General features: G+C 65.2%; 25 protein-coding genes. 3 read left to right on the top strand and 22 right to left on the bottom strand.

What is annotated here, in order from left to right; genetic code table 11:
• Window positions 1–14: 14 nt before the first annotated feature.
• From B0W80_RS10880 to B0W80_RS10810, 15 genes are all read right to left on the bottom strand, one after another.
• Window positions 15–1,718, bottom strand: a complete 1,704-nt coding sequence (locus tag B0W80_RS10880; protein WP_143684570.1) for a hypothetical protein — start codon at window positions 1,716–1,718, stop codon at window positions 15–17.
• A gap of 26 nt (window positions 1,719–1,744) precedes the next feature.
• Window positions 1,745–2,275 (bottom strand): type 4 pilus major pilin, encoded by a 531-nt coding sequence (locus tag B0W80_RS10875; protein WP_076999150.1) that lies wholly within the window; start codon window positions 2,273–2,275, stop codon window positions 1,745–1,747.
• 165 nt (window positions 2,276–2,440) lie between these two features.
• A complete protein-coding gene (locus tag B0W80_RS10870) occupies window positions 2,441–3,634 on the bottom strand; it encodes a hypothetical protein (protein WP_143684569.1) in 1,194 nt (397 codons plus the stop codon).
• Complete coding sequence (locus B0W80_RS10865; RefSeq protein WP_083745308.1) at window positions 3,558–5,348, bottom strand: GspE/PulE family protein; 1,791 nt, start codon at window positions 5,346–5,348, stop codon at window positions 3,558–3,560. The genes B0W80_RS10870 and B0W80_RS10865 overlap by 77 nt, the downstream gene beginning before the upstream one ends.
• Window positions 5,348–5,791 (bottom strand): hypothetical protein, encoded by a 444-nt coding sequence (locus B0W80_RS10860; RefSeq protein WP_218668888.1) that lies wholly within the window; start codon window positions 5,789–5,791, stop codon window positions 5,348–5,350. The genes B0W80_RS10865 and B0W80_RS10860 overlap by 1 nt, the downstream gene beginning before the upstream one ends.
• Window positions 5,792–5,843: 52 nt before the next feature.
• The gene (locus tag B0W80_RS10855) at window positions 5,844–7,178 is read right to left on the bottom strand and encodes a type 4b pilus protein PilO2 (RefSeq protein ID WP_076999146.1); all 1,335 of its coding nucleotides are present in this window, start codon (window positions 7,176–7,178) and stop codon (window positions 5,844–5,846) included.
• Between the two features lie 9 nt (window positions 7,179–7,187).
• Window positions 7,188–9,140, bottom strand: coding sequence for a hypothetical protein (locus tag B0W80_RS10850; RefSeq protein ID WP_076999145.1), 1,953 nt, complete (start codon window positions 9,138–9,140; stop codon window positions 7,188–7,190).
• Window positions 9,137–9,583 carry a TcpQ domain-containing protein gene (locus tag B0W80_RS10845; protein ID WP_256856542.1) on the bottom strand — a complete coding sequence of 149 codons (447 nt, stop codon included), beginning with the start codon at window positions 9,581–9,583 and terminating at the stop codon, window positions 9,137–9,139. The genes B0W80_RS10850 and B0W80_RS10845 overlap by 4 nt, the downstream gene beginning before the upstream one ends.
• Window positions 9,584–9,657: 74 nt before the next feature.
• Window positions 9,658–10,521 (bottom strand): TcpQ domain-containing protein, encoded by an 864-nt coding sequence (locus B0W80_RS10840; RefSeq protein ID WP_143684568.1) that lies wholly within the window; start codon window positions 10,519–10,521, stop codon window positions 9,658–9,660.
• A 34-nt stretch (window positions 10,522–10,555) separates the two neighbouring features.
• A complete protein-coding gene (locus tag B0W80_RS10835) occupies window positions 10,556–11,614 on the bottom strand; it encodes a type IV secretion system protein (protein ID WP_179106883.1) in 1,059 nt (352 codons plus the stop codon).
• 106 nt (window positions 11,615–11,720) lie between these two features.
• Entirely contained in the window at window positions 11,721–12,029 is a 309-nt protein-coding gene (locus tag B0W80_RS10830) for a hypothetical protein (RefSeq protein ID WP_143684567.1), read from the bottom strand.
• Between the two features lie 7 nt (window positions 12,030–12,036).
• Window positions 12,037–12,720, bottom strand: a complete 684-nt coding sequence (locus B0W80_RS10825) for a type IV secretion system protein (RefSeq protein ID WP_218668887.1) — start codon at window positions 12,718–12,720, stop codon at window positions 12,037–12,039.
• 47 nt (window positions 12,721–12,767) lie between these two features.
• A complete protein-coding gene (locus B0W80_RS10820; protein ID WP_179106882.1) occupies window positions 12,768–15,158 on the bottom strand; it encodes a VirB4 family type IV secretion/conjugal transfer ATPase in 2,391 nt (796 codons plus the stop codon).
• Between the two features lie 5 nt (window positions 15,159–15,163).
• The gene (locus B0W80_RS10815) at window positions 15,164–15,484 is read right to left on the bottom strand and encodes a type IV secretion system protein VirB3 (protein ID WP_076999138.1); all 321 of its coding nucleotides are present in this window, start codon (window positions 15,482–15,484) and stop codon (window positions 15,164–15,166) included.
• Window positions 15,485–15,490: 6 nt separating this feature from the next.
• The gene (locus B0W80_RS10810) at window positions 15,491–15,784 is read right to left on the bottom strand and encodes a TrbC/VirB2 family protein (protein WP_083745305.1); all 294 of its coding nucleotides are present in this window, start codon (window positions 15,782–15,784) and stop codon (window positions 15,491–15,493) included.
• Between the two features lie 169 nt (window positions 15,785–15,953).
• Here B0W80_RS10810 and B0W80_RS10805 point away from each other — a divergent pair, with 169 nt between their 5' ends.
• Window positions 15,954–16,226 (top strand): VF530 family DNA-binding protein, encoded by a 273-nt coding sequence (locus B0W80_RS10805; protein WP_076999137.1) that lies wholly within the window; start codon window positions 15,954–15,956, stop codon window positions 16,224–16,226.
• Window positions 16,227–16,275: 49 nt separating this feature from the next.
• Here the strand turns inward: B0W80_RS10805 and B0W80_RS10800 are convergent, their stop codons facing one another.
• The 7 genes from B0W80_RS10800 to B0W80_RS10770 form a co-directional block, all read right to left on the bottom strand.
• On the bottom strand, window positions 16,276–17,352 hold the full coding sequence (locus B0W80_RS10800; protein WP_083745304.1) for a PHB depolymerase family esterase: 1,077 nt from the start codon (window positions 17,350–17,352) through the stop codon (window positions 16,276–16,278).
• Window positions 17,352–17,570, bottom strand: a complete 219-nt coding sequence (locus B0W80_RS10795; RefSeq protein WP_076999136.1) for a hypothetical protein — start codon at window positions 17,568–17,570, stop codon at window positions 17,352–17,354. Before B0W80_RS10795 ends, B0W80_RS10800 begins: the two co-directional genes overlap by 1 nt.
• 232 nt (window positions 17,571–17,802) lie before the next feature.
• Entirely contained in the window at window positions 17,803–19,158 is a 1,356-nt protein-coding gene (locus tag B0W80_RS10790; protein WP_076999135.1) for a HAMP domain-containing sensor histidine kinase, read from the bottom strand.
• The gene (locus tag B0W80_RS10785; protein WP_076999134.1) at window positions 19,155–19,817 is read right to left on the bottom strand and encodes a response regulator transcription factor; all 663 of its coding nucleotides are present in this window, start codon (window positions 19,815–19,817) and stop codon (window positions 19,155–19,157) included. Before B0W80_RS10785 ends, B0W80_RS10790 begins: the two co-directional genes overlap by 4 nt.
• Before the next feature lie 110 nt (window positions 19,818–19,927).
• Window positions 19,928–20,308, bottom strand: a complete 381-nt coding sequence (locus B0W80_RS10780) for a hypothetical protein (RefSeq protein WP_076999133.1) — start codon at window positions 20,306–20,308, stop codon at window positions 19,928–19,930.
• Window positions 20,305–21,006: a StbB family protein gene (gene stbB, locus B0W80_RS10775; protein ID WP_076999132.1), complete on the bottom strand. Its 702-nt coding sequence runs from the start codon at window positions 21,004–21,006 to the stop codon at window positions 20,305–20,307. The genes B0W80_RS10780 and stbB overlap by 4 nt, the downstream gene beginning before the upstream one ends.
• Window positions 21,007–21,040: 34 nt before the next feature.
• Entirely contained in the window at window positions 21,041–21,805 is a 765-nt protein-coding gene (locus tag B0W80_RS10770; RefSeq protein ID WP_076999131.1) for a hypothetical protein, read from the bottom strand.
• 383 nt (window positions 21,806–22,188) lie between these two features.
• Here B0W80_RS10770 and mobC point away from each other — a divergent pair, with 383 nt between their 5' ends.
• The gene (gene mobC, locus B0W80_RS10765; protein ID WP_076999130.1) at window positions 22,189–22,545 is read left to right on the top strand and encodes a plasmid mobilization relaxosome protein MobC; all 357 of its coding nucleotides are present in this window, start codon (window positions 22,189–22,191) and stop codon (window positions 22,543–22,545) included.
• Window positions 22,529–25,534, top strand: a complete 3,006-nt coding sequence (locus B0W80_RS10760) for an LPD7 domain-containing protein (RefSeq protein ID WP_076999129.1) — start codon at window positions 22,529–22,531, stop codon at window positions 25,532–25,534. The genes mobC and B0W80_RS10760 overlap by 17 nt, the downstream gene beginning before the upstream one ends.
• Window positions 25,535–25,625 lie beyond the last annotated feature (91 nt).

The raw sequence follows: 25,625 nt of genomic DNA, 5'->3' as shown, positions 1-25,625 counted from the left end.
CTGCTGTTCGGACGTCATACGTAGTTGCAGTACACGTACAGGATGGCGCTGGCCGCTGGGGTCGCAGAGAGAGCTCCGCCTGCGCCATTGGTCAGCTGCACGGTCCAGCTCGAGCCGTTGTCGACTGTGAAGCGGCTGAAGCCGCCGTCCGAAGACGACTCCACCTTGCCGATCAGGTAGGGCAGAGGTACGGCGGTCTGGCCCGCTGCGACGGCGCACGTCGGCTTCGCCACCACCGATCCGTGCTGCACCTCATACGCGTTGATGAATACCATCCCGCTCGTGATGTCCTGGATCCGAAACCAGCGCGCCGGTCCGCCCGTGGGATTGACGCGGCAGACGAGCGCCGTCGTTCCCGCGCCGGCACCTACCAGGTTGTACCCCAATGCGCCGGGCGTCGCGCACGCCGCGCCTACGATAGCCGGCGGCACCAGGTCGTTCATGTAGATCCAGGTGTTGTTGAAGCAGTACAGCTGCCGCCCTGAGGTATCGAGGGCGCCCTGGCCGTTGACCGGACAGGTGGCGCCGGCGACGGCCACGGTACTCAGTGGCGTCCAGACCGAACCGGAGCACACCACCAGCACGCCGCCAGACGTCACAGCACTCGAGCGAGCGAGCGCACCCGACTCGGAGCAGGCTGCGCCGGGTGCGTAGGCACCGGTCGGGACCAGGCGGTTACCCGCAACCTGGCCCGACGTTCTGACCATGGCTTCGACCCCGGCGCCGCCGCGCGACATCAGCGCGAAGTTGCCGTTGTTTCCGGTGAAGCCCGCCGGCGCATCTGATGCGAGCACATTGCCACTCGCGACCACGTCGATAGCGCGTACGCCACCCGCGTAGCCGCTTGGTAGGTCGGTCGGATCGAGGCAGTTGAAGCCGCCACGGCCGTCTCCCTGAAGCCGGACGCAGTTGTTGACGTTGACCTCGCCGGACGTGGTGACCGTGTTGTTCACCGTCATGGGCCCGGCGAAGGTCGAACTGCCGCCGATCGTGAGGTTGCCGAGGGTCGTCAGGTGCCCCTGGAAATTCGGATCCCGGGGATCGTTAAGGACCAGGAAGCGTCCGAAGCCGCTGGCGCCGAAGCCCACGCGAGCGCCAACCACACCCTGCATCGGCCCGAGCGGGTTGGCCAAGGTCACACCGTTGATGCTGATCAGGGTACCGGGGTTGGTGTTGAGCGCCACCATGACGTCGCCGCCGACCTTGTCGATCAGCGCGCCGATTTCCACGCCGGCCATGTCCGCGGAGCCTGGCTGCCGGATGGGCTGGTCGATGTACACCACGCCCGTGATGTTGCAGGCCGCACCGGCGCACCCGGCAGGAACCTTCTGCAGCGCCACGCGATAGACGCCGTTGTTCAGCTGCGAAGTACCGTTCGTGCCGGCCGGCAGATAGCCCATCGCGATCAGGTTCGCAATGGTCGGAGCCATGGCCTGGCCGTTGGCCGCCCCCGGCGCGAGCGTGACCGCGGCCTTGGTGACGGGCTGGTCCAGTTGCAGTGCCGGGTAGGACTCCATCGCATAGTTGTTCGCCGCGTCCTTCATCAGGCTCAGGACGTCGCCCTGCAGGCGTCCGGCCGTCAGCTTCTGATTCAGCTGCTGGGCCTGAATCTGACCCGCCGCGATGATGGCGCTGACCACGAGCGCGAGCATCACCGAAAGAAGGGTGACGCCCGACTGGCGCGAGCGGCCAACGGGCATGCGAGCAGCACTGTTCATGCTGGAAGCCGTTCGCGCAGCGTGTCTCACTGCCCGCGGCCGAAGGTGAAGTTGATGTCGCTGACCGGGTTGGCATCGCAGGCGTTGGCCAGTGCCGCAATATCAACCGGCACGTCCGCTGCCTTCACGACCGTCGCTCCGACCGCGATCCGGCGCGTGATCTCGTTGCTGCCAAGCACCAGGTCCTGGCAGTCTTCGCGCTGAACGTTGCCGTAGCCGACGACCAGCGAATCATTGGCCGAGGTGATCGTGGCCGGCGTGAAGGTGACGGCGCCGTTATAGCGGTTCTGTGCCGTGTTCGTGCCCGAGATGCGCAGCCGGGCTGGAACGACGCCCGACTGCACGGCGATGGCCGTCGTGACCGCGCCGTACTGGTTGGCGTTGCCGTACAGCTTCTGGGCGCCGGCGATCATGGTCGAGATCTCGGCCTGCCCGGCCTCAATCCGGGCCTTGCGCGTCGAGTCCGTGTACTGGTTGTAGACGACGGCGGTGACAGCTGCCGCAATGACGAGACCCAACAGCACCGAGATGATGCTGACGCCGCGTTGGCGGAACAAGCGCGAATGAAAGTGCGAACGACAGTGCGAATGACAGTGCGAATGACAGTGCGAATGACGGAACGAACGAACGGAATGGATGTGCTTTGAAGGCAACGTCGGATCTCCAAGGAGGGTTGCGAAGAAAAAAGGGAACCGCGAAGGGCGGGAGAGACGGAATGAGAGCTACTGCGCCTGCTGCTGTTGAGCGCGCTGCATCAGCTTGGCCGAGGGGTCGCCTTCGCGCGACAGCGCACTGGCAATCGTCATCGTCCCGATGGACAGGACCACGGCGATCGCCACAAAGAAGCCGGTCAAGGTCCAGTTCACTGTCGAGGCGGACAGGTACACCCGCTTCTCGAGCCGATCGATCTCGGTCGTGCCGAGCACCACGAGCGCGTCGGCGAAGCTCTTGGCCGAGTCCAGCAGGCTGGCCAGGCGCGCACGCACGGCCGGCGGCATCAGGCCGCGCCCGAATGCCGTGATGTATTCGGTCGGGTTGTCCTCGAGCGAGGTGATGATCCGGTTCAGGTGCCAGCGCAGCCACGGGCGGGACGCGGCGCGCAGCGCTTCGAGTGCCTCGCGCATCGTCTTTCCGGATCGGATCATCATGGCCAGCGCGCTGAGCACCACGGCCGCGTTGTAGTCGCGGTAAAGGCTCAGGCCCGGCCACGATTCGATCTTCAGGCGCAGGCTACCGGTCCAGCGCGGTAGCCAGTAGACCGTGGCAGCGACGGCGATCGCCGTTGCGACGCCGATGGCTGCGGCATAGTCATTGATCGAATCTGCGAGCCAACGCACGAGGCCGTTGTAGCCGGTCCAGATGCTGTCGGGCGTGCCTGACGCGGCGATGCCGCTGATGATCTGCGAGGTGATGAAGCACAACGCGCCCACAATCGGGATCGCCACGACCGGCACCAGTAGCTGGTAGGCCATGACTTTGAGCGCACGCTGCTGGAACTCGACGGCCGACGCGCACATCGTCAGGGCCTCGGCTTTGTCTGCACCGGCGTCGTCGACGGCCTGGAGCAGCAACTGGTCGGCTGCAGGCGCGATGCCTTGGACGAGTTCCGAGAGCAGGTGACCCTGGCCGCCGGCTAGGCGCGCCGACATCGCCTGGATCATGCGCAGCGAGGTGCCATCGTCGAGGATGCGCGCGTTCGACGCAGCCCGCTCGAGGAAATCCCGGATGCCGACCTTGCGCGCGAGCGCATCGGCAAGATCCCGGTAGAAGTGCGCTCGGTCAAAGGACCACAGCAGGCAAACAAGCTTGAACAGAAAGCGGTTAAGGAGCATGCGACCGTCATCCCTTGCGCTTGGCACTGGTCGCGCGGCCCATGTAGCGATGCCAGGCTTCGAAGCGGGAGCACTGACGCGCATCGACCTGGCCCTGCAGCGCCTTGTGCAAGGTGTGCTCGAACACGGTCTTGCCGGTCATGTCCGGGCTGTTCAGGTTTCGGTTGGAGCTAGTCCGGTAGATCTCTACGGCATCGGTATCCCGGCCTTCGCGGATCGCTCGCAACCAGTCTTCGTCAGGCATCAGCATCTCGGCCGCAACGGTCAAGCCCACCGTGCCGCGCTCATTGCAATGACTGCAGCCGCCGATCCGCTTCCAGCGCATCGGTTCGACGTCGAGTGACAATGTGCCGATGTGCGAGGCGATCGCGGCAATGTCTTCGTATCGCGTGATTGCCTCGGCCGTCTCCATCGCGCAGTGCGGGCACAGCTTCGGCACCAGCGCCTGGTAGGCCAGTAGCGTCGTCATGTTCGGCGCCGCAAGAATCTCCCGGCTCATGCCGATCTCGTCGTTGACGAGTCGCGGCACGATGCCTGACAGCAGGTGCGCGTGCACGGTGCCGAGGCCCATGTGGCCCGTCTCGGCCAGCTGCTGCGCCGCGTTGCTGCTGAAGCGGTCGCGGATCTCGCCGAGCATCACGATGTCCGGGTCCGCCCGCATGAGCGCCGCAATCGTCTCTGAATACCGCTTGGCCGACTCCTCGGGGTTCGACAGGTCGCGCTGGATCGGAATCTGATGTGCACCGCGGATCGGGTACTCCACAGGATCCTCGATCGTATAGACCGCGCTGTGCGGCGTATGCGGATTGAGCTCGATGAAGGACTTCTGGGACGTCGACTTGCCCGAGCCCGTGACGCCGGCGATCAGGACCAGGCCCGAGGGCGTGTCCATCGCCTGCTTCCACAAGGCCACGTGCGAGGCCGAGTAGCCCAGCTCCTCGAAGCTCTTGGTCGGCTGGGTCTCGTCGACGTGCAGCAGCCGCAAGACGGTCTTCGGGCCCTCGTTGCCTCGGAGGGATTGGTACCGGAGCTTCAGGCTCTGGCCGCGCCCCGAGTACGGAACCATGCAGTAGAGGTACTTCTCCTTGTCGAACAAGGAATCGGAGCCGGACTTCGTCTGCTGGTCGTTGTTGAAGAGCGACGACATGCACTTCTCAAGAAAGGCGCCCGTGTAGGCGCCGGCATTCTCGGCGCGCATCTCCTCGACTTCACCGTCGATCCGGAACTTGACGGTCCCGCTCGATCCCCTCGTTTCGAGATGGACGTCGGTGGCTCGGTTGTCGAGCGCGTACTGGATCCATGTGCCGATCGCCTCCTGGTACTGGTTGGCGCTACGCGCGGACCCATTGCTTTCCTGGTGATCACCAACGCCCTGGTAGATGGCAGCCACGACATGGGCCTCACCGGTCGACACGCGAAGGCTGAAGCCCTCGGCGCGCAGCCGCCCCTTGATCGATTCGAGCTGAGCGCCGTCGATCCCGGTGTGCAGGACCATGGCGGCGCGGCCCGGCAGCTCGACCACTGCGACGCGCAACTGCTCATCTTTTGTCAGGGACACGACTGGCCGGGCGCCGCTGCTCAACACGCGAACGAATCGGGGCACGTCGGCGTAGGTCCGGATATGCGATCCCGCACCACCGGGGGTTTCGACAGCTACCAAGCGATCAAGGGGCAGCTCGGACGCGGTAGCGAGCGGCTGTGTGCTTCCAAGGATGCGGTTCGAAGCACCGTTGCGCACCGGAGGCGGCGCGAACGCTGTGCGATCTTCGAAGCGATCCGGATCCCTTCTGAACCACATCAGATGGCCTCCCCGACGGTCAGGACACGTGTCCCGCAGGGCCGCTTCTCGCGAACATCCTTTGCGGTGCACGGCCGGGTCAGCACCAGACCACGCCGTTCCACTGCCGCCACGCGATGGCCATGGAACTGCATCCCGACCAGCGCCAAGCCGAGCCGTTGCCCTTCTGCGACTTCGGCGACCCAGGCATTGTCACGGGCATAGAGCGCGTGCAGCACGATCTTCGGCCGAGCCGCTTCGTTGGCCCGCTCGACGGCTGCACGCATCTCCGCGGCACTCGTCGCGGGAGAAGCGCTGATGGGCTTCAGCACTGGTGGCGCCTCTGCGGCTTCCGCCGCGGCCGCTTCCTTGCGGATCTTGGCGATCTCGGCGCGCTGCTTGACGCGCTGTGCGTCCGCCAGGTCACTCAAGGACTGAGCGTGGCTGGACAGGACGACGAGCATCGCGGCCAGCACCGCAGTGCCAGTTAGGATTTTTCGGGCAGTAATCTTTCGTTCAGTACTGGGTGACATAGTAGGTTCCGGTCAGGCGCGCCTTCGCACGCGCGAGGGGTTCTTGCTTCTCGTCGCCGAGTTCGATGCTCCAGCCCGTCCACTTGACGTTCTGCGGAGCAGCGGCCAGCGCTTCGGCGAGCTGGGGGAGGGCGATCGCGCTGAGCTCGAACTTGCCGTTGGCCAAGGCCTGCGGATGCTTGAACGTGCTGGGGACGCCCGGCGCCTGTGGCCACAGTTGCGGCGGCGCAAGCTGGATCGTCAGCCCGGCGACGAGCCAGTTCTGGAGCTTGGAAGCTTCCGGGCCCTGGATGAAGGCGCCCAGGGCGGGCAGGCGGTTCTCGGGGTCGAGTTGGTCCGGTGCGAGGTCCGGCTTCCACGTCATGCGCGCGTCGTTGAGGTTCACATCCGATGCCGGGCTGAGCGCGAGGAACGGGATCGCGGCCTTGAGGCCGGCGTAGGTACCGGTGGTACGGCCGAACACGGCCTCACAGCCGACCTGCACGGCGCAGGCGATGCGCCGGGCCGCCCATCCGTCTGGTGCGAGGGGAATGCGCTGGGCCGCGGCAACGCTGGCCTCTAAAGAAGCGCGCGTGGCGCCGACCTCCTGACGAGCTGCAGCCAGTGCGCTCAGGTACTTCGGCACGGGGTCTTGCTCACGCGCACGCGCGAGTGCTTCCTGGCGGGCCTTCTCGGCCTTCCACTGCCCGTGGTACCAGTAGCCACCGATCGCGCCCAGGACCACCGTGGTCACGAGCAGCAGCTTGACGGTGTCGGGCGGAATCGCCCGGATCGCGGTGCTTTTGCCGGTTGCCCTGGCGATCTCGTCGAGCAGGCCGACCGCGAGCAGCGACCGCGGATACTTCTCGTCGTCGTCCGAGAAGACCGAGATCGCGGGTCGCTCCTGAAGATAGGAGACGGTCTTGTCGTACGCCTCATCGGCGGTGGGCGCCACCGTGTCCAGCACGGGAAGCCCATCGATCACGACGACCACGGCATACAGGTCGTCGCGTACCTTGACGTTCAACAGGGCTTCCGGATGCCTGTGCGCCCACCGTCCGAAAGCGGCGGCGAGCGAGTGCGCGCCCTTCGGTGGTCGGGTCGACTCGGCGGAGGCGTAGTAGCCCGCGGAGACGCGACGGGTCTGGCTGGTCTTGCCCTTGACCTTGATCTCGACGCTCGTGGATGCGGTGGCGAGCGCCGCGAAGCCCGCGCCGCGGTCGCTGCCTCCCTCGCGCAGGTGCGCTTCGACGGAGCCACCGGTCGGCAGCAGGCGCCAATCGAGCCCGCCGATCAGGCACCCGCCCTGGCCGGCCTCGAAAAACACGTGACGTGTCATCGATCTCTCTCAGAGCTGGACCGCGCGGACCACGATCAGGAAATCCTCGCGCTTGTAGCCGAGCTTGCGACTGCCGCCCGCGCCAATTGGGACGCCATCGGCAAGGGTGCGCATGTCGCCCGAGGACACGCGTCGCGAGAGCCCGGTCACGACCATGGCCTCGCCCGGCATCAGTCGCACGGTCGTCTGGTCGTCGGTTCCCGAGGTGACGGGCGTCTGCACCTTTTGGAAGGTCGAGCCCGAACCCGCCGTGACGTCGAACAGGCTCAGCAGTTCCGTCAGCGAAATGCCGAATTTCAGCAGGATCGCGCCGCTGTCGAGGATTGCGGGCTGGACGAGGAACTTGTCGCCGGTGACGATGGAAGACGTCTTGAGGCCCGGTGCGCCTGAGCCGACCGACGACGCCGTTGCCGGTGTGGTCTCCGAGAGGTAGCCATCGGTCTTGAGGTTGGTCTTGCGCGCCCACTGGCGGTTCATCGCGATCAGCGAGACGGGCCGGTATTGCGCCGTATCGCTGACTTGGTTGAGCAGCGTCAAGACGGCCGAACTGTTGCCGAAGCGCGCCTGCGTACCGCTGACCGGTGCCGCGCCCTCGGCCGGAGCGAGGATGTTGTAGCCCATGCTGCCGCCGAGCGCGCCAGTCAGCGTCGCCGGCGACTTGATCGATGCGCCCCAGGTTCGCGTGAGGTTCTGGAACACGATGTTCCAGTCGACGCCACGCTCATCGTTGTCGTTGACGGTCACGCTGTAGACGTCGAACTGGATGTGCGCCTGGCGCAGCATCACGGCGTCCTCATGCCTGAGGATCTCGCGCACGCGGCTCATGACGTCCCGTGTGGTCGTGACCGTGAAGCGGCCCGAGCCCTCGCTCATGACGACGCTGCCGCCGGTCGGCGCCACCATGGTCTCGATCGACTTGCGCAACGACTCGAGCGCGGCGATCTTTCCGCCTTCGTTGACGTCGAGCGACGTCGTTGTCGATCCTGTGCTGCCGCCCGTGCCGTTGCCGCCGGACTGGCCCGAGTTCGTGCCGCTCAGCGACATCTTGAAATCCTGCGTCCCGACGAACGCAGCGAACTCAAAGCTCTCGGTCATGTAGCGCTCGATCACGACGACGCCGTCGCGGTACGACCAGCTCAGATTGAGCCTGCCGCTGACGTGGTCGAGGAAGGAGGAGAGCGAGCCGTCCCAGCGCATCTCCACCGAGCTCACGTCGGTCAATGGTTGCCGGAACGGGTTCTGTGGCGCGGGTGCCAATCCAGGCAGTCCAGGCACGCCCGGCAGTGCTGACATGCCGGGCAGGGGCGCCGCGGCCATCGGTGGCGGTGGCAACGGGGCGCCCGGGGCCGATGGCGCCATGACCGGTGGCAGCGGCGTGAGAGGCGAGCCGCCGGCGATGAGGGCGCCTGGAAGCGGTCCGCCTGGCAACGGCGCGCCGGGCAGGAGTGCCAACGCCACACCAGGGCCCTGGCTGCTGGCGGGCAGCGCGCCCCCCATCTGGCCCGCTTGGCCGGGTGGCAGGGCATAGACGTCCTGCTTCACGCGCACCGGCACATTGGTGAGGCGGCTCAGGCGCTCCGCAATGACCGCGATCGACACGCGGCCGGCGGTCGCCCGATCGTCGAAGTTGAGCTTGAAGTTCTCCGAGAAGATTGGCGGCAGCACCTCGTCACTCTGGACCGCCGTCATGCGCGCACCGATCCAGGCGCGCGAGGCACGGCGGGCCACGGGCATCTCGCGCGACAGCGCGGCGCGGTGGTCGCCGAAGGTCGGCGTGCCGACCGTTGCATCGTCGACCGGAAGCGGCGCCTGGCGGGTGCCGCGGTTGACCGTCGACGCTTGCTGGCGCACCGTCGCGCCCTCCTGCGAGATGCGCCCAGCAGTGCCGCATGCGGCGAGTGCGCCGACACCGATCAACCCGATAGCAAGGCGGGTGCGGCGGCTGAATCGAGCGGCGATCATTGGCATTCCTTCAGTTGCTCACCCTTGCGTGTGACTCGGGCCAGCGGTGGTGTGTTGGGGTAGAAGCAGACCTCGAGCGGGTAGCCGCTGTAGGCGATGCCCGGCGACGCGAGCTGCGACGCGATCGCGTCCTCGAAGCTGCCGGTGAAGGTGTCGGGGGCCTCGACCATGACGTGCTTGGCGGCATCCCAACGGATGCGCCAGCCGGCCTCGGCGGCCCAGCGCTGGAAGGTGTTGGCCAGGTGCACGTCCTTGAGCTCGACGGTCCAGGCGCGCTGCGGGCTCGCCTTCGGTTCGGTGGCCTGCTGGGCCAAAGCACGCGGCGGCGTCTTGGCTTGCCCAAGCACGAGATCCGGTTGCACGGCGACTGCTGCGGTGGTGGGCTTCTTGGCGCCGATGACGATGTCTTGGGCCGCAGCGTTGCACGCTACGATGAGCAGCACGGACGCCAAGGTCCACGAAGCGCCTCGGCCTCTTCTAATTTCTTTCGCCTGCCTAGACGTCGGGTTCGAATCGCTCACTTGGGCACCTCCAGGTCGTAGACGCGCAGTGCAGCGCCGTTATCGAGGAAGCTCATGCCGATGGGCTTGGCCAACTCACCGAAGGTGCCGGCCAGTTGGGCCACCGATTCGCGAAAGGTGCCGCCATAGGCCTGTGCCCGCGCAGCGTCCGTGAGCGTCTGGGTGCTGGTGCTTTCCCAGACCAGCTTCACGCCGCCGAGGGCCGTCCAGTCGTCCAGCACCTCGCGCAGGGTCTTCTTGTCGCCTATCGGCCAGGACGACCGTGACTCGGCAACCTGAAGGCTGGGTGCGGGCTCGGCTGGCATGGCAGCAGCCGTGGGCGGCGGCTCCGGGGTCGACGGTTCGACGCCACCCTGCACAACAAGTCCGTCCGGCGTGCTCGTGATCGCGAGCGGCGCACGAACGCCGGCCAGCGATGCACGCATCTGCTCGAGAGCGGGCTCGAGCTCGCGGGCACGGATGGCACGCATGCGCGGCGTGACCGGATAGTCGATATCGCTCTCCCAGCTGAAGTCGACGCGAGCCACTCGTGCCCAGCGGCGAAGTATTTCCATCGCGCTCTGTTCGTTCGCGTTGACCATGAAGACCTTGAGCGGCACCGGTTCGGGCGGCGCCTCTGAGGCGATCGGCGCCTTCGTGGTCTGCGCAGCGGCCGGCGCGAACGCAGGACCGCCCATCGGCCTAGTGGCCGCAATGCTTGCGGTTGCCCCTGCGGGCGCGGGCGCAGTTACTGCGGCGGGGCGGCTCGACGCGTTGATCGGCTGCCGCGCGGCGCTACCCGTCGGAAATTTGAGGGTCGGCGCCGACGTACAGGCGCACAGAGCCACCACCGCCGCTGTCGGCGGTATCAGTTTCAACATAAGAGATCCCGGGTTGTTCCTCGATTGCGTGTGTTCAGCCGCCGCCGGGCGTGTGCGTCTGGCCCACGGGCCTGCTACCGCCTGAGATGATTCCGATACCCGCCGCGTGGCTGCGGCCCAGGGCATACGCGCTTCCGATGCCGTTGCTCCGTACGGCATCAAAGAAACCCCCACCGCGAAAGGCGCTCGCGACCCGGGTGCCCAGCGTTGTCGCGCCGATCGCCTGCGCTGGTGCCGACGCGGCGGCGCGGCCGGCCAGGTACGCGGTGCCGTTCGCTGCACTGCCCGCGGTCGCGCCCACCACCGCAGCCATCGGCCGCGCAGCCATGGCCGGCCCGAACGCCGAGATCCCGATGCCGCCGACCATGTCGCCCGCGATCTGGGGAATCTTGGTGGCCAGCACGCCGAGGATCAGCGTGGCGCCGACCGCCGAGAACGCAGCCGTCACGAAGTCGAGCGCGCCTGCGCTGCTTGCCAGGGCGCCCGTGTAGCTCTGCAGGATCCCGATGCCGATCCCGATCACAGCCGAAACGACCACGGCCGTGAACGTGTACTTGAGGACCGCGCCGAGCCAGGCGTCGGTGAAGCGTGCGGTCGCCTGGAACGCGAAGCAGGCCACGAAGATCGGACCTAATGCAAAGATCAACGCCAGGGCGAAGTCGATCACGATCAGGTTGATCGCGCAGACCGCGGCGAAGACGGTCAACGCCGCGATCATGAAGAACCAGCAGCCCAAAGCCACCACGCCCGCGAAGTTGGGCGAGGTCGACATGATCGTGATGTTGTCGCTGGCCCAGTTCCAGGTCGGATCCCAGCTCGACAGGCCAGCCGACACAGCCGCATCGAGCGCCTCGTAGCTGGTCGACGTGCCGCGGACGAACATGCCAGTCAGCTCGCTGCGCAGATCCTGAAAGAATCCCACGACGTTGCTCGAATAGGCGCCAGCGGACAACGCCAGGCCCATCACGAGCAGAGCACGCACGCACTTGGCGAAGACATCCAGCAGGTGATGCTGGCCGCCTGCGCCGCGCACGATGTTGAAGCCATGCCACATGACGAGGAGCGTGACGCCGGCGGTGACCGGCGCGGTCACGAGCCCGCTCAGTTGCCCGGCGATGCCGGACCAGGCGTTCGTGGCGTCGATGATCCGTGCGGCCAGCGGGGCGATGACTCTGTATTCAGCCATTTTGTGCCGCCACTTACCGGATGTATTCCCGGCCCGCGTAGACCAGGTTGCCGTTGGCGCGCAGCGTCGCCGTGGTCATTGCATCGATGACGACCTGGTCGCCGATCAGCTTGCCGACGAGCGGTTCGCCCGACGTGTAGTCGCGCGCCACGAACACGAGCGTGCGCTCGGCCTTCTTCGTCACGGTCACCGTCTCCGTCGGGTACTTGACGCGATGCCAAGTGCCGATGAATTGCTCGGGTGCGGGGGAGCAGTTGCAACCCACAAGGAGGGCGGCGGACACGCCGGTGGCGGCAGCCAACCTGCCTACAGTCTTCTTCATGGTGTTCTCAGTCCAGGTTGAACGGATTCGCGCCGCCACCGTTCGACCGGGTCAGGCGCTTGGCGCCTTCCTCGGCCGTGCGCTGCTGCGAGAGGGCGAGCTGCTGCTGTTGCTGCTGCAGGGCCATGTCCATCATCATTTTTTCGTTCTGGAGGTAGGCGATCTCGAGCGACATGCGGTTCGAGAGGTCTGCGGCTGCCTTCGCATCCGAGGTGTCGATCGCCGCGCCGAGTTGCCGAAGCTGGCTCTGGCGTTGCTTGGCCGAGTTCAGCGAGCCGTTGATGAGATCGAGGTTCTGCGGGATGGCCATGGCCGTCGCTTCACAGTTCATGCGATCCCGCTGATTGCCCGGATACCGCTGCGCGCAGTCGAAGGTCCGGATCTGCTCGTAGATGGCCTTCGCACCGCTCGACGCACCGCCCGCGCCGAGCGAGCGCAGTTGGTCGTAGCGGGTCAGGAAGTCGGCGGGCAGCTCCTGACGCAGCATGTTGCCGGCCAGGTTCGCCATGCCCCGGCCGCCGGTCAGTGACTGGATCTGGCGCACCTGGTTGTCGATCTGCTCCTTCTGGTTCTTGAGCGAATCGATCATCTGCTTGTATTGCTGCGTCCAGGACATGACCTGCTGGACCTGTTGCGTCAGCGACGCAATGTCGGTGACCGGGATCTGCGCTGATGCGCCTGCGGCGCTCAAGCTCAAAGCCAGCGGGGCCGCCAAGCGTCCGAACCATCTCACAATCATCACGCTTCTCCCTTCATGAACGCATCGAGCCATTGCCCGGGTTCGTCGCCGAGCCTGGCCCGGAGCCCGTCGAGGCGCTTGACGTTGTCGGTGGTGCCGGACAGGACCTTGAGCTCGTCCCTGAAACCGTCCAGATTGAGCGATGCCAGCGAGAAGCGGTTGCCCTGCTTGATCGCGAACATCCGCGACCCCTTGGCCAGCGAGGCGACCACGTCGAACTCGGCGTCGGTCAGCTTGAAGCCGCCGACGTACTCGGCGCGGTCCGCCGTGGCGTTGGGCAGGAAGATCAGGGTGGCCGACTGCTCGATCAGCGTCCGGGCGATCGGGCTGCTCAGCGTGTCCGATGGGCTTTGCGTCATGTAGACGCCGAAGCCGTTCTGCTTGCGAATCGTCTTCTGCTTGTTCTTGGCGAAGTCCTCGAAGTAGCTGACCGACAGGGCCTTCCAGTACTCGTCCATGAAGAACGCGAAGCGCCGGCCGTCGATGAGCTGCTCGACGCGGTACATGAGGTACATCATGATGGCGGGGCAGGTCCGCTGGTCCTCGAGCAGCTCGGTATAGTCGAAGCCGTAGCAGCGGCCGTCCTCGAACTGCAGGCGATCGTCATCGCAGTCGAGCGCCCAGCCCAGCGGGCCCGGCACGTCGCCGCCTGTGCGGCACCATTTGCGCAGCCGTGCGGCCACGCTCGCGTCATCGGTGTCGGGGAGGTTCTGCAGGACCGCGCCGAAGCTGCGGTGCCGGCGTTCCAGGCGTCCAACGGCGACAACAGCCTCGCGGATCTCGGCTTCTTCCTTGGCCGTGTGCGGGTGCCCTGGCACGCCCGTGCAGAACATGATCAGGTCGGCCCAGAACAACAGGGTTTCGGCCGTGGGCGCCATCTTGAACGGCGCGAAGCCGGTATGCTGGCCACGCTCGAGCGACAGATACTGGCCACCGATCGCCCGGATCGCGATCTCCATGCCGCGGTCCTTGTCGAAGGCGACGATGTGGGTGCCGTACTTCAGCAGGTTGTAGAGCAGGAAGAGCGCCAGCACCGTCTTGCCGCCACCCGACTGGCCGATGATCTGGGTGTTCCCGAGCGCCTTGTCGTCGAAGGAGTCGTGGTCACGCTCCGTGTCATGAAAATTGAAGTACACGGGCTGGCCCGCCGGCGACTGCAGGATGGTGACAGCTTCCCCCCAGGGGTTTCGGTCGCGCTTGCCGTTGCTGAAGTTGTGTAGCGAGCACAAGCCCGTGAAGTTGCGCGAACTCAGATTCGCGACCCGGGGGCGCAAGCGCCAGTTCCCAGGAAGCTGCGCGGCGTAGGCGTGGTCCGTGACGAGGTCCAGCGGAACGCCCAGGAAGCCGGCGCTCTGCAGTGCGTCGATCGCCGCCGCCCGCGCCACCTTGACCAGCTCAGGGCTCTCGGCCTTGACCTGCATGCTGTAGTGGTACTCGCCGAACGAGAAGTTGCCGCTCAGCACATCGTCGATGGCCTGGTCCATTTCCTCGACCTGCGATCTCGCGTTGTCCTCGGAGCTGATCAGCTGGTTGCGCTGCCGACGCAGCACCTGCTGGGCATCGCGCGTGTTGAACGGGGAGAACGACTGCGTCTCGACGTACTCGCACGGCAGGCCCAGCATCGTGTTGAGGATGCCGGGCGATGAGAAGTCGGCGTAGTCCTTGATGTCGACGAAGGCGCTGAAGATCGACCCGTGGTGATCCCGCGTCTCGATCATCTCGGTACCGAAGAAGAGGCGGGTGCGGGCCAGGTACCGGTCCAGCGGGACGGATTTAAGCGGGACCGGCTGCCAGGTGCCGTTGGCCAAGTAGGCATAGAAGGTCAGCTGGTCGCTGAAACGCACGTTGCCTTCGCTGTAGGCGCCGAGCAGCTTCGGGCGGTAGTCCACCAAGGTGCTCATGACCTGGCGGTTGACGGTGTCCATCACGTCGAGCGCGGCCGTATTCTCGGCCTGGAACTCGACGGGCGTCCGGGCCACGTTGCCGAACAGTGCCTTGGCCTTCTGCGGGTAGGGCCGGTAGACCACCGTCAGGTAGATCTGCGTGGCCATGAGGCTGCCGTGCGCGAAGCGCTCGTAGTATTTCGCCATCAGGTCCCGCGCAAAGCCTGGCGGTGGGAGCGACAGGCTGTCGCCGATCCGGCGACGGACGCGGTGGACCCAGAAGGCGAACTTGCCATTCGACAGGCCGCGGATGAACAGGTTCAGCGCGTTCATCTGTGCAACGGCTTCCTCGTTGCTGAGGCCTTCGAACGAGAGCCCTTCGATCAGCCAGGTCGAAATGTAGTCGCCCGTCTTGAGGACGACGACATCCTCCGTCGACGAATACGAGAACGGCAGGATCCGGCTCTGGGAATCCTCGCGCGTGCTCAGACGGATCGTGTCAAACATGGCGCTCACCATCCGCCCCGCTTCCTGAAGTCCAAGGGGCCCATGCTGTGCGCGCCCCAGAAGATCCGGTTGCGCCGGAACGGCCTGCTTCGCAGGTACATGAGGTACTGGTTGAGGCGGTGGTCGTCCTGGCTCGACATGAAGCGCATGACGAGAACCGCGAAGGACATGATGACGAGAATGGCCAGGCAGGTCAGGAGGCCCAGCAGCGCCAGGCTCCACATGGCCAGCAGCAGGAACGTGCCGACGACAAGGATGCAGGGCACGATCGGGACGCCCAGCATCATGGCCGGGCGCGTGGCGCCCTTGAAAATGCGATCACGCATGCCTGTTCAGAAGAAAAGGCTTGCGAAGGCGCTGCCGCCGCCGAGGAGGACGCCGCCCCAGAAGACCGGCGCCACATCGGACCACTTCGCCGCATGGAAGGCCATTCGCGCGCCGACGAACATGATGGCGAGCGACACCAGGATCACCCCGATGCTGAGAAACCAGGTCTGGACGCGCGTCAGGGCCTGCGTGCCCCGCTCGAACTGAGCGTAGGCGGGCGAGGCGATGACCAAGATCGTTGCCAGCGCCGCTGCCGCGCGCAGGCCTGACTTGCCGCGCCATTGCTTTTTGTACCGCACTCTTCAACTCCTCTGCTTTGTAAGCAACTGTTATAGCAACTATTATGGCATCTAAAACAGTGGCCTACGAGTTCAGCAGGTCATGGCAGTCGTGTTGCCTGGAACGGCCTGGCTTCTTCGTGGCCTCGCTTCTTCTCTGTTCGCTCGCAATAGGGCGCAGAATCTCTGGATGCCCGAAGCTCAGCCGCCTACTACCCAGCCGCGAAATCCTCTTCACGGCGTGACGCTGGAGACAATCGTTCGAGCGCTGGAAGCCCGTTATGGATGGGCGGACCTTGCGCAGCGGATACCAGTTCGCTGCTTCTCGCATGATCCGAATGTCAGGTCCAGTTTGACGTTTCTGCGCAAAACGCCGTGGGCCCGAGATAAAGTGGAGGGGCTCTATCTATTCATGCTGCGCGAAGAAAAGCGGATGCAGCGATCCTTGACCGCGAATCGCTAGTGAGGGTCCGCTTACTGCGAGTCACTTCCGCCGTGAAGCTCGCCGTCAGCTACCCAATCACGCGCTCTTGCCGGGCCGCGAACGCCCAGATCAGACGAGAGGCATCCGGCCCCTGCGCGTCGCCGTAGGCCTGGCTGGGCGAGCCACCGCTCCATGCGTGACCCAGGCCGGGGATGTCGACCAATGTCGCGACCCTGGTGCCGCGACGCTTGAAGTCGGTGACTTGTGCGGGATAGCGCTTGCCTCGTTGAATCGTTCGCGTGGCGCCTGCTGTGGCGCCCGCGGCTACGGCCCAGGCTTTGACGGCCGCGTGGCCGTTGGATGCAGCCACCACCTTGTCGTTGCGCCCATGGATGACCATCAGCGGCGGCCACGCTCGCGCCGAGGCCGCAGGCGCTGGTACACCGGGCCGCATCGATCGCAGGCCGTGCATCGCTGCAACGGCGGAGACTGCCGAACGGGCGGCGCCGGGCGGAATGCCAGAATGCATCACCACGCCGCTGAAGCGATGAGGGTAGCGCGTGGCCAGCAACGCCGCCATGCTCGCGCCAGCCGACAGGCCGGCCACCGTGACGCGTGTTCGGTCGACGGGATACAACACGCTGACCTGATCGATCGCACTCATGATGAGCGCGGCCTCGGAGAACGCCCGTCCGCTCGAGGTATCGAACCAGTTCCAGCAGCCCTTGGGATTGGCCAAGCGATCCTGTTCGGGGTACAGCACCAAAAAGCGCTCACGCGCGGCGAGCGCGTTCATGCGGGTCGAGGCTGCGAACTCCTGCGCGTCCTGGTCGCAGCCGTGAAGCATCACCATCAACGGCAGCCGATCGGAAAACCTGACGCCCGGCGGACGATACAGTCGGTATCGGCGAACGCCCTGCATTCCCGCGGCCATGCCGGAAACCCATTCGCCGATGGCCGGAGCCACTCTCGGCGTTTGCAAGGGCACGCGGGGCTTGGCGGCGGGGCGCGGAGACCGCACCTGCAACCTGACTGGCTTGGCTCGGGTGGCGGGCTTGGCGCTCTTTGCAGGCTTGGCCGCAGCACGCATCAAGCCAAGGCCGAATTTCAGCGCGCGCGACCAGGCAGCGGACAGTGCGCCGGACGACGACCGACGACGCACCATCAGCGCCTGCTCTTCTTGGCCGACGGCTTCGACTTGACCGCCGTGCGTGTGGTCCCGGTCCAGAAGTCGACGATCTGCCGGCTGAGGTCAGCCTGCGAACTCGCCACTTGGCGCTTTGCGGCGGCGGTCGCCTGACCACGAACTGAGCCGGCTGCCTTGTTGGCCGCGCTCAGCCACATGCTCATCAGTGGGTTTGTCTTCGTCCACGGGTTGCTCATCGCGCGCTTTCGTCAAGACCGAAGTTGAAGCACTTATGAGACATCACGCCCCTCATGCTGCGACGCAGCATTTCACTCAAATTAGCGTGGTTGATGTCCTACCACGAGCGGTGAAAGCGGCGTCGCATCTCTCGTACCAAGAATGGATATGGCACCGGGTGCAAGTAGATCGACATGGCCCGCCGATCCGGACGCTGGGCCCGCCCGCGCGCAAATACTGGCTTTGTCGGTGTCAGGATCTGGCAGCGGGAAGCTGAACCCTAAAAACAGTGCCTTTTGCTGGCCGGCTCTGAATAGTGACCGGGTGGCGCAGGCGGTCGGCGAACCGTTTCACCACGGTGAGGCCCAGGCCGCTTCCGCGCTGCCCGTCGGCCGCAGCGCTGGCATCCTCGTGGAACGCGTCGAAGATCCGGGCGCGAAGCTCGTCGCTGACGCCAGGACCTTGATCCCAGACTTCCAGCATGACGAAGTCCCCGCGCTTGCGCGCAGCGACCAAAACGCCGCTTCGTGTGAACTTCAGTGCATTGGAAACGAGGTTTTCGAGGATGCGTTGCAGCATCGCCGGATCGGTCTCGACGAGCAATCCCGTGGGTCGGACGTGCATTCGTACGTTGCGGGTTGCCGCGACAGCCTCAAAGTGGAGATCGACCTTCTGCATCAGGCGCTGCAGCGGAATCACCTGTCGTTGCGGTTTCGTATCGATCGCCTCAACGCGAGCAAAGTCCAGCACTTCGTTGAAGTAGTGCTCGAGCTCTTGCATCTCGGCCGACATCCGAATCAAAGTCGCGTGTGCAGGATGCTCCTGCGGCACCTCGGCGAGCGCCGAATAGCCCATGAGCTTCATAGCGTGGAGCCGCTGCTTGAAGTCGTGGCTTGCGCCTGCAAAGAAGTTTGAACGTTGCTCAAGGATCGACGCCGTGTCGTCCACACGCTGCTCCAGCGTCTCCTTGACCTCCGTCATCTTGGCAAACATGCGATCCGCTTCGATACCGTGGGCCAGTGACGCCTTTGGCTGTCTGGCTGCCAGGATGCCGAGCCATGTAATCACGCCAGCGATGACGTCGCCGGCGATGATGACCTCGGGCGAAACAAGGTCGACCTGGTACGCGCGCAGCGACAGTCCGGCCCATAGAGCCGCGACATAAGCACCGGAAGCGACTGGCGAACGCGTCCAAACCCGAGTTGCAGCCAGGGAGAGCATCACGAAGCTGATCAACAGCATCCCGATCGTGTCCGTGAGCTCGCTGCCGACATAGAGCCATACGGTCCAGAGCCAGTGGACGGTGGACAACACGGAGATGACGGCAACGAGACGCGGGTACCGGCGCCGGGATTCCGCGTGGCGCGTAATTGCGAAATACAGGCTGGCCCGCGCACCGCCGATGGTGAGGGCGCTCAGGAGCCAGAGCAAGAAGGCCCAGCAGCTGCCGGTGGGTCCTGTCAGCTCGGCCAAACCGATCGCGAGGTTGGCCACCAGGAAGGCAATCTGGTTCGGGCCCCACGACCTGCCCAGGCTCGGGCTTCCCGCTTCCAGCAGCTTGCCGAACAGGCTGTGTGTGGGCCACTGAAGGTCTTCTTGCGCGCTCATTGGGCCCCCAGCCGAGTGGCTTCGGGGTGAGGCCCGGGCGCCTGACTGAGCATCCCGCCCTCGATGGCCTTGGTTACCGCATGGCTGCGCGTCTTAACGTTCAGCGCTGCCATCGCCGCGTTGATGTGATTGTTGACGGTCCCCTCCGATAGGCCGAGTGCTCGACCTATCTCCTTGGAGCTGAACCCGGATCGGACCAGGTCCAGCACTTGAGCCTGCCGGCGTGTGATCCGCAGTGTTGTTTCGTCTCTCATGCGGTCGACAGGGGGCGCTGCTGCGAAGCAGCGCTCGCCGCGGAAGATCTGATCCAGCGCCGACGCAAAGGCATCGACCGGGGTCGCCTTGATGATGTAGCCCAAGAAGCCCATCGCCTTCGCTTGTGCCACGAAATCCTGCCGATGCATCGCTGTCACCACGCAGGTGATCCCTGCTAGCCCTCTGTCCCTGAGCTCCGTCGCCAGGGACAGGCCATGAGCACCGGGGACATCCAGGTCCAGAAGGATCCGGTGCCACACCTTCGTGGGGTCGGAAAGCGCGGATCGGACGGCGGTGGCGCTCGAGCGCACGGAGATCTGCAGCAGGGGATAGTTGTGGCTGATCAGCTCTTTGGTGGCGTGGGCCACAAAGGGGTGATCTTCGACAATCAGTACGTCATTCATGGGAGTAGCTACTCAAGGCGTTGCCGCCCGAGAAAAATAGGATCTCGCAAGCGAGAGAGTTCAATGCGGCCGCGCCGAATCTCCGGCGGCGGCGGCGGCGGCGGTGGGGCTCAGAAGTGCTGGCCTACCAGAATCGCCGCAAGCAGCAAGACGTTCGCTCCGGCGAGCCCGATCAGGAGCCACAGGTGCCTCGTGAGGCCTTGCAGAGCACGCTCGGTGTGCTGGCTGATTTCCGCGTGGACGCGGGCCGCTTCAGCATGTTCGTCGGCAACGCGCCGACGAAGAACATTGGTCAGCGCGAGGCCCATGGCCTCAAAGTCGGTAAGCGTCTGCTTGGCGGATGACCTGACTCCATCAGCGCTGGCCTGTATATCGGCAGTGATGGCCGGAACCTGGGCCTTGAGCGCTTCGACGTTGGCGCTGAGCTCTTGGACTTCGACCAGCAACTCAGCGTGAAAGGCATCGACAAGGCTTTTGCCAGCCGAGGTCATGCAGCTTGGACAAACAACTTCGCGAAGACTTCGTCGAGCTCGCGCTGGATGCCACGCGCGATGCGCGAGAACACTTGCGCCGTCGCAAGCTCGACCTTCTCCTGCTTGGTCTGAGCCGCGGCGATCTCAGCGCGAAAGTCCCGACCTTCGGCGACGCACTCGTCGACGCTGCGCGTCGCGAGATACGCATAGCCCTCGCTTTCGTGCACGACCGCGCTCGCGATGCCAAGTGCCTGCGACGCCTGGATGACGTGGTGGAACATCTTGTCCACGTCATCTTCGGGATCGACGAAGTTCAGGACCAGCTTCAACTTTTCTTCTGGGACGGCCAGGGACACCAGTTCACGAATGACCTTCACGGTATCGGCCTGCTGCTTCGCCTTGGAGACCGTGGGGATCAGGAAGTAGTCGAAGCCGTCGAGCACGTCGCCCATGCGGCCGACCTTCGAGAACACCTGCTCGATGTTGCTGCTGCCGATGTCCACGATCGCTTGATCGGACGCGAGAACGTCGACCATCACGGTCGAGAAGTCCTTGCCCTTGACGTTCGTTTCGTCACCGCCCTCGTTGATCGATTCCACGAACGTGATTGGGCAGTTGCCCATGCGCGGCTGAAGCAGGTGCCGGGCCAGCGTCGACTTGCCGACATTGCCCGAGTAGTTCAGGACCGCAACCTTGATTCCAGATTTCTTGCTCACTTACCAATTCCACTCACTCTGTTCCCTGCGTCGATCATTGCGCGTAATGCATGTTCACCTTGGCGCGAGCCAAGTCGCTGTCTCGCTTGTCGAGGCGCGACAGGGTTCGCTCTGCCACGACACCCATGTCCTGCTCCTCCATCCGACTGAGGATGGAACTGAGCATGGCCAGCTTGCCCGCGCGATCGGTCGAAGCATCGGTGGGCTTGATGACTGAACTCGATCGTACCACCAATGCATCCTTCAAGGATGCAGTAAAGGTTGCTATCGACGCCGGAGGTTCACAACATTGCGTTCCTTCGTCGGCGCACGCGGCCTCGCTGCTATGAGCCGGCGCAGTCTTCATGAGCGCTGGCGCGGCCTGAGCGCTAGGCTTGTTCGAGTTCGTTGGTTTCGACTCGTCGCGCGGCAGGGCCTCGCGCTCCACTTCGGCGTATGCCTTCGCCTCGGCTGCCAGGTCTAGGTTGCTTTCGATCCATCGGTAGAAGGAAGCTCGCGAGCACGAGATCAGCGCGGTTCCCTTGAGGAATTCATAGGTGGCCTGGCGCGAGTAGCCGTCGAGGTGAAAGCGCAGCATCGTCGGCACGAACCGCGCCAGGTTCGACACCCTGTCGGGCGCGCGTCGCGCCTTGAACTCGTCTTCGAGCTTGCGCAGCTCTGCGTCGTTGGGAAACTTCATCGGTGCAACCTCCAGGTCTCGCTGCGTCTCGCGCCATCGCGCGGCTGCGACGACGCTTGCGACATCCACGAGGCGCGCAGTATGTCGCAAGAGCGAGGCACTGTTCTTGATGAATTTCACGAAGTCTCCTGAGATCTTTCGTGCGTTCACGCGATCTCAGTTCGACTCGTTGCGTTTCGCGGCGTCGCTTGCGTGCTCGCAGCGTCTCAGCCATTCTCATGAAATCCCCCGCAATCCCGGCGCAGCCGGATGTCGGCACCGTTCACGCGATCAGCGAGGCACGTTGGGTATGTTTACAGCGGCGACGCCTCTGCAAAATACCCGTGCCAAAGGCTCTGCCTTTGAAACCGATTCGGCTACGCCTCTGAGATCTCGCGTGCATACTCGCGCCGCAATTTGATTGGCGACCTTCGATTCGCCGCGAACAAGATGAGTGAGGAGTCCATGCACCTGCATTGCAACGCCGATCATGGCGCGGCTGCGGCGCGTCGAGACGCTGGCGCGTGAACTCGGAGCCGCCGAAGACGAAGGTTGCGTCGTTCCGACTCAGCGCAGAAGCGCATGCGAAGTTGACCGCGCGCGCCAGGGAAGCGGGAATTTCGGGCCGCGCGTGGTTCGAGCGGGCGATCCTCGACAACCAGACCGAGATCGTCGCCAGGCCGCAGCAGCACCCCGAGCTCAAGGCCTTGCTGTTCCAGGCGGCGAAGGCCGGCAACAACCTGAACCAGCTCGCTCATCGCTTCAACGCGTTGCGGCTGGAGGGCCGCATGTCGCAGCAGGACTGCGCGCGGGCGCTGGCGACGCTCGATGAGATCTACGGCGCGTTCAGAGAGGCGGTCGCCCGTGCTGATTCGCGTTAACGCTGCATCCGAGGGGATCAAGGCGTACCTCGAAACCGGGCGCAAGAAGGGCAGGGAGTTCGAGCGAGATCTGATCGACGAGAGGATCCCGCTCGCCGGTGACATCGAGTTGCTCGACGCCATCATCGACGCCATCGAGACGAAGCGGCATGGCGACGCGCGTTACCTCCACATCACGCTGGGCTTCGCCGAGCAGTTCACGTCGGCCGAGGCGTGCGGGCCGGGCCAGATCAACGCGCAGCGTCTGCACGAGATCGTGGAGGCGTACCGTGAGTTGCTGATGGCGGCCTACGACTCAAGCGAGTACATGCTTTATGCCGAGGCCCACATCCCGAAGGTCACGCATGAACTTAACGCGAGCTCCGGAGACTACGAGGCGAGGTTGCCGCACGTGCACATCGTCATCCCAACGCGGAACCTGGAGTCGGATCGCTATCTGAATCCGTTCGGCTACGGCGAAGCGACGCAGTGGGCTGCTCAGGCCATCCAGGAGCAGATCAACCAGCGCTTCGGCTTGCGCAGTCCGCTGGACTCACGGCGTGGATCGGAAGGCTTGCAGCACCCGCTGAGCCGGCACGTTGCGGGTTTTGATGGCCAGAGTCCCAAGCAGATCCGTGCCTACCTGGCTTCGCTCGTGGCGAGCCGGCAGGTGGACAGCTTCGACGGCCTCGTGGAGGCGGCGCGTGCCATCGGGGCAGTCACCGTGAGGCGGGGCAAAGACGACGACTACATCAACGTCAAGCCGGGATGGGCTGACAAAGGCATCAATCTCAAGGAGTTCGGCCGCGCGGTGTTTGCGGGCGCCGCCGAGGCGCTGCGCCAGGACGGGTCGGCTCGAGATTGGGACGCCGATGTCGCACGGTGGGTCGAGCAGGGCGCCTTCGAGGCGCGCTATGTCGCCTCGCCGCGCATGCGCAAGGCCTACAAGGCTATGACCCCCGAGGCGCGCGCGGCATTCATCGATACGCGGCGGGCCGAGACCCGAGCCCGGCTTGCCGCCTATGACACGCCGATCGAGAACCAACTTGTCGACGCCGCAGGGGCGGCCATCGTTCAAGCGGTCTCGCGCGTGGAGGAGGGCGGGACGCCGACTCCGCGCTCCGTTGGCCTGGCCAATCGGCTGGCCCGATTAATCAAGGACCTCAAACATGGAAGACCTCAACCGACTCACAAACCTGCTCGACGAAATCGCGGAGCAGCAGCTGCAGATCGCCCTGACCTTCGAGAACATTCTGTCCGAGATGGAAACACCGTCCGAAGACGGCTTGGTCAAGACGCTCGAGAAGCTGCTGGCGCCCCTGAAGGCCAGCTCGGACCAGATCAAGGACCATCTCGGAATCGAAGCGACGCAGAGCTGAAGGCTCGGGCCGACCCGCGACGGGTGCTCGACGCCGCCCAGCGCCGGTTCGGCATCGACCCGGCGGTGTACGGCATCGCCCCAGGCAAGGATGGCACCCCCCGGATCCTCCATGAGGGCCGGCAGTACAACCTGGGCGATTTTTTCACGAAGCACCTGCAGCGGCTCTGGGCCGAGGCGCGTGCGATCCTCGTGGAGTGTCAGCCACAGGATGCGGGCGCCGGCGACGCTTCTCAATCACATCATGACCCCTCCGACCCCGGAACAGATCTCGGCCGCGATAGCCAACGCGCGGGCCTGCTACGCCGCGCAGCAGCGGCTGTTGCGCGTGGCCGACAAGCTATTGCTGACCCTGCGACGATCGCAAGGTACTTCCGCCGCCGAAATCTTGGCGCAGCTCTTGAAGCCGCTTTGCGCGGACTACGCCAAGATCGCGCGCCAGACCAAGAACCGCTGAGCGCCGAGGAGCGCGTCGCCCGATCTGCCGCTGCGATCGCTCGCGCGAGGCTGCTGGCGCGCGATCCGCAGAGATTGCGTGGTGCGCTCCGTCGACGAGAGATCGGACAAGCGCTTGCGATCGCACTGCGCCGACTGACGGCGAACCCGCCGCGCCGGTCGCAGACCGTCATCCAGACCATCGCAGCGTCGATGCACCGCAAGGATGTCGCGCACGATCGGTTGAAGTCGGAGACGAACCCTGCGGTTGTCCTGGCCGCGGCGCAGCGCCTCTACGGGATCGACGTAGCGCAGTACACCATTGGGACCGGACGGGACGGGCTGCCGCGGATTCTGCATGGGGGCAAGCAGTACAACCTCGGGGACTTCTTCACCAAGCATCTGCGGCGCCCGTGGGCAGAGGCCGAGCAAGTGCTTCGTGACTGCTATCACGCGAGCTTGGCCGGCGCGTTGCCACCGCCTGACCAGGTGCTGTGGCGCCAGTTCAACCGATGGCGCAGCCGCGCCTTCGAAGAACTGGCTGCGAAGCGGGCGGAGGAGGGCGCCGGATTCCGCGCGCGCGTGCTGGCGGCGCGCGACCTGTACAAGCGGCGCAAGGCCGCCGCTCAGCCGCTGGCCGGGCGTCAGCGGGCGGCGGCCGTGGCTCGGGCCCGCGCGGAGCGCTTCGTCACTGAGCAGACGATTTCAGGGGATCGCTCGCAGACGAAGGCTGCGAGCCGGGTTCCGCCGCGCAACGCGCACTACCGGGAGTTTCTGCGATCGCTAGCCAGCGAGGGCGATACCTCGGCACTTGCCGAACTGCGCCGGATGGCGCCGCACGAGGCGGAACTCGACGCCAAGGTCACGGGAGCGGTAAGTCAGCCCGTGTTTCCACTGCCAAGCTACACGGTAGATGCGCGCGGTGCAGTGACCTACCGATCGGACGCCATGCCACTCGTGCGCGATTCGGCGCAGGGCGTCGCGGTGCTCAAGGCCGATGTCAAGGCCTACGACGCAGCGATCCGCGTTGCAATCGCACGCTACGGACGCTCGCTGACTTTTTCTGGCGACGACATCTTCGTGGCGCAGATGACCGCTGCGGCGCGCCGAACCGGGCTCGAGCTCACGCTTCGGGATGCATCGAAGCCCCAGGCCGTGCCGATGGTCCTGCGGCAGCGCGAACGCTTCGACCGATAGTCCTCGGGCGCTAGCCCATGTCCGGCGAGCGAGATTCGCGCAAAACTAGTTAACTCTGTAGATGGTCAATCCGGGGCAACGCTGATGCAAT

The sequence above is a fragment of the Variovorax sp. KK3 genome (assembly GCF_001984055.1).
Taxonomy (GTDB): domain Bacteria; phylum Pseudomonadota; class Gammaproteobacteria; order Burkholderiales; family Burkholderiaceae_C; genus Variovorax.
The sequence above is the reverse complement of the archived record's forward strand: the minus strand, read 5'-3'. Positions and strand labels throughout refer to the sequence as shown.

Coding starts and splice junctions, on each gene's coding strand:
- B0W80_RS10880 (WP_143684570.1), bottom strand. CDS start 1,718: ATGAACAGTGCTGCTCGCATGCCCGTTGGCCGCTCGCGCCAGTCGGGC.
- B0W80_RS10870 (WP_143684569.1), bottom strand. CDS start 3,634: ATGCGCGTCAGTGCTCCCGCTTCGAAGCCTGGCATCGCTACATGGGCC.
- B0W80_RS10865 (WP_083745308.1), bottom strand. CDS start 5,348: ATGTGGTTCAGAAGGGATCCGGATCGCTTCGAAGATCGCACAGCGTTC.
- B0W80_RS10860 (WP_218668888.1), bottom strand. CDS start 5,791: ATGCTCGTCGTCCTGTCCAGCCACGCTCAGTCCTTGAGTGACCTGGCG.
- B0W80_RS10855 (WP_076999146.1), bottom strand. CDS start 7,178: ATGACACGTCACGTGTTTTTCGAGGCCGGCCAGGGCGGGTGCCTGATC.
- B0W80_RS10850 (WP_076999145.1), bottom strand. CDS start 9,140: ATGATCGCCGCTCGATTCAGCCGCCGCACCCGCCTTGCTATCGGGTTG.
- B0W80_RS10840 (WP_143684568.1), bottom strand. CDS start 10,521: ATGTTGAAACTGATACCGCCGACAGCGGCGGTGGTGGCTCTGTGCGCC.
- B0W80_RS10830 (WP_143684567.1), bottom strand. CDS start 12,029: ATGAAGAAGACTGTAGGCAGGTTGGCTGCCGCCACCGGCGTGTCCGCC.
- B0W80_RS10820 (WP_179106882.1), bottom strand. CDS start 15,158: ATGTTTGACACGATCCGTCTGAGCACGCGCGAGGATTCCCAGAGCCGG.
- B0W80_RS10815 (WP_076999138.1), bottom strand. CDS start 15,484: ATGCGTGATCGCATTTTCAAGGGCGCCACGCGCCCGGCCATGATGCTG.
- B0W80_RS10805 (WP_076999137.1), top strand. CDS start 15,954: ATGCCCGAAGCTCAGCCGCCTACTACCCAGCCGCGAAATCCTCTTCAC.
- B0W80_RS10800 (WP_083745304.1), bottom strand. CDS start 17,352: ATGGTGCGTCGTCGGTCGTCGTCCGGCGCACTGTCCGCTGCCTGGTCG.
- B0W80_RS10795 (WP_076999136.1), bottom strand. CDS start 17,570: ATGAGCAACCCGTGGACGAAGACAAACCCACTGATGAGCATGTGGCTG.
- B0W80_RS10790 (WP_076999135.1), bottom strand. CDS start 19,158: ATGAGCGCGCAAGAAGACCTTCAGTGGCCCACACACAGCCTGTTCGGC.
- B0W80_RS10785 (WP_076999134.1), bottom strand. CDS start 19,817: ATGAATGACGTACTGATTGTCGAAGATCACCCCTTTGTGGCCCACGCC.
- B0W80_RS10780 (WP_076999133.1), bottom strand. CDS start 20,308: ATGACCTCGGCTGGCAAAAGCCTTGTCGATGCCTTTCACGCTGAGTTG.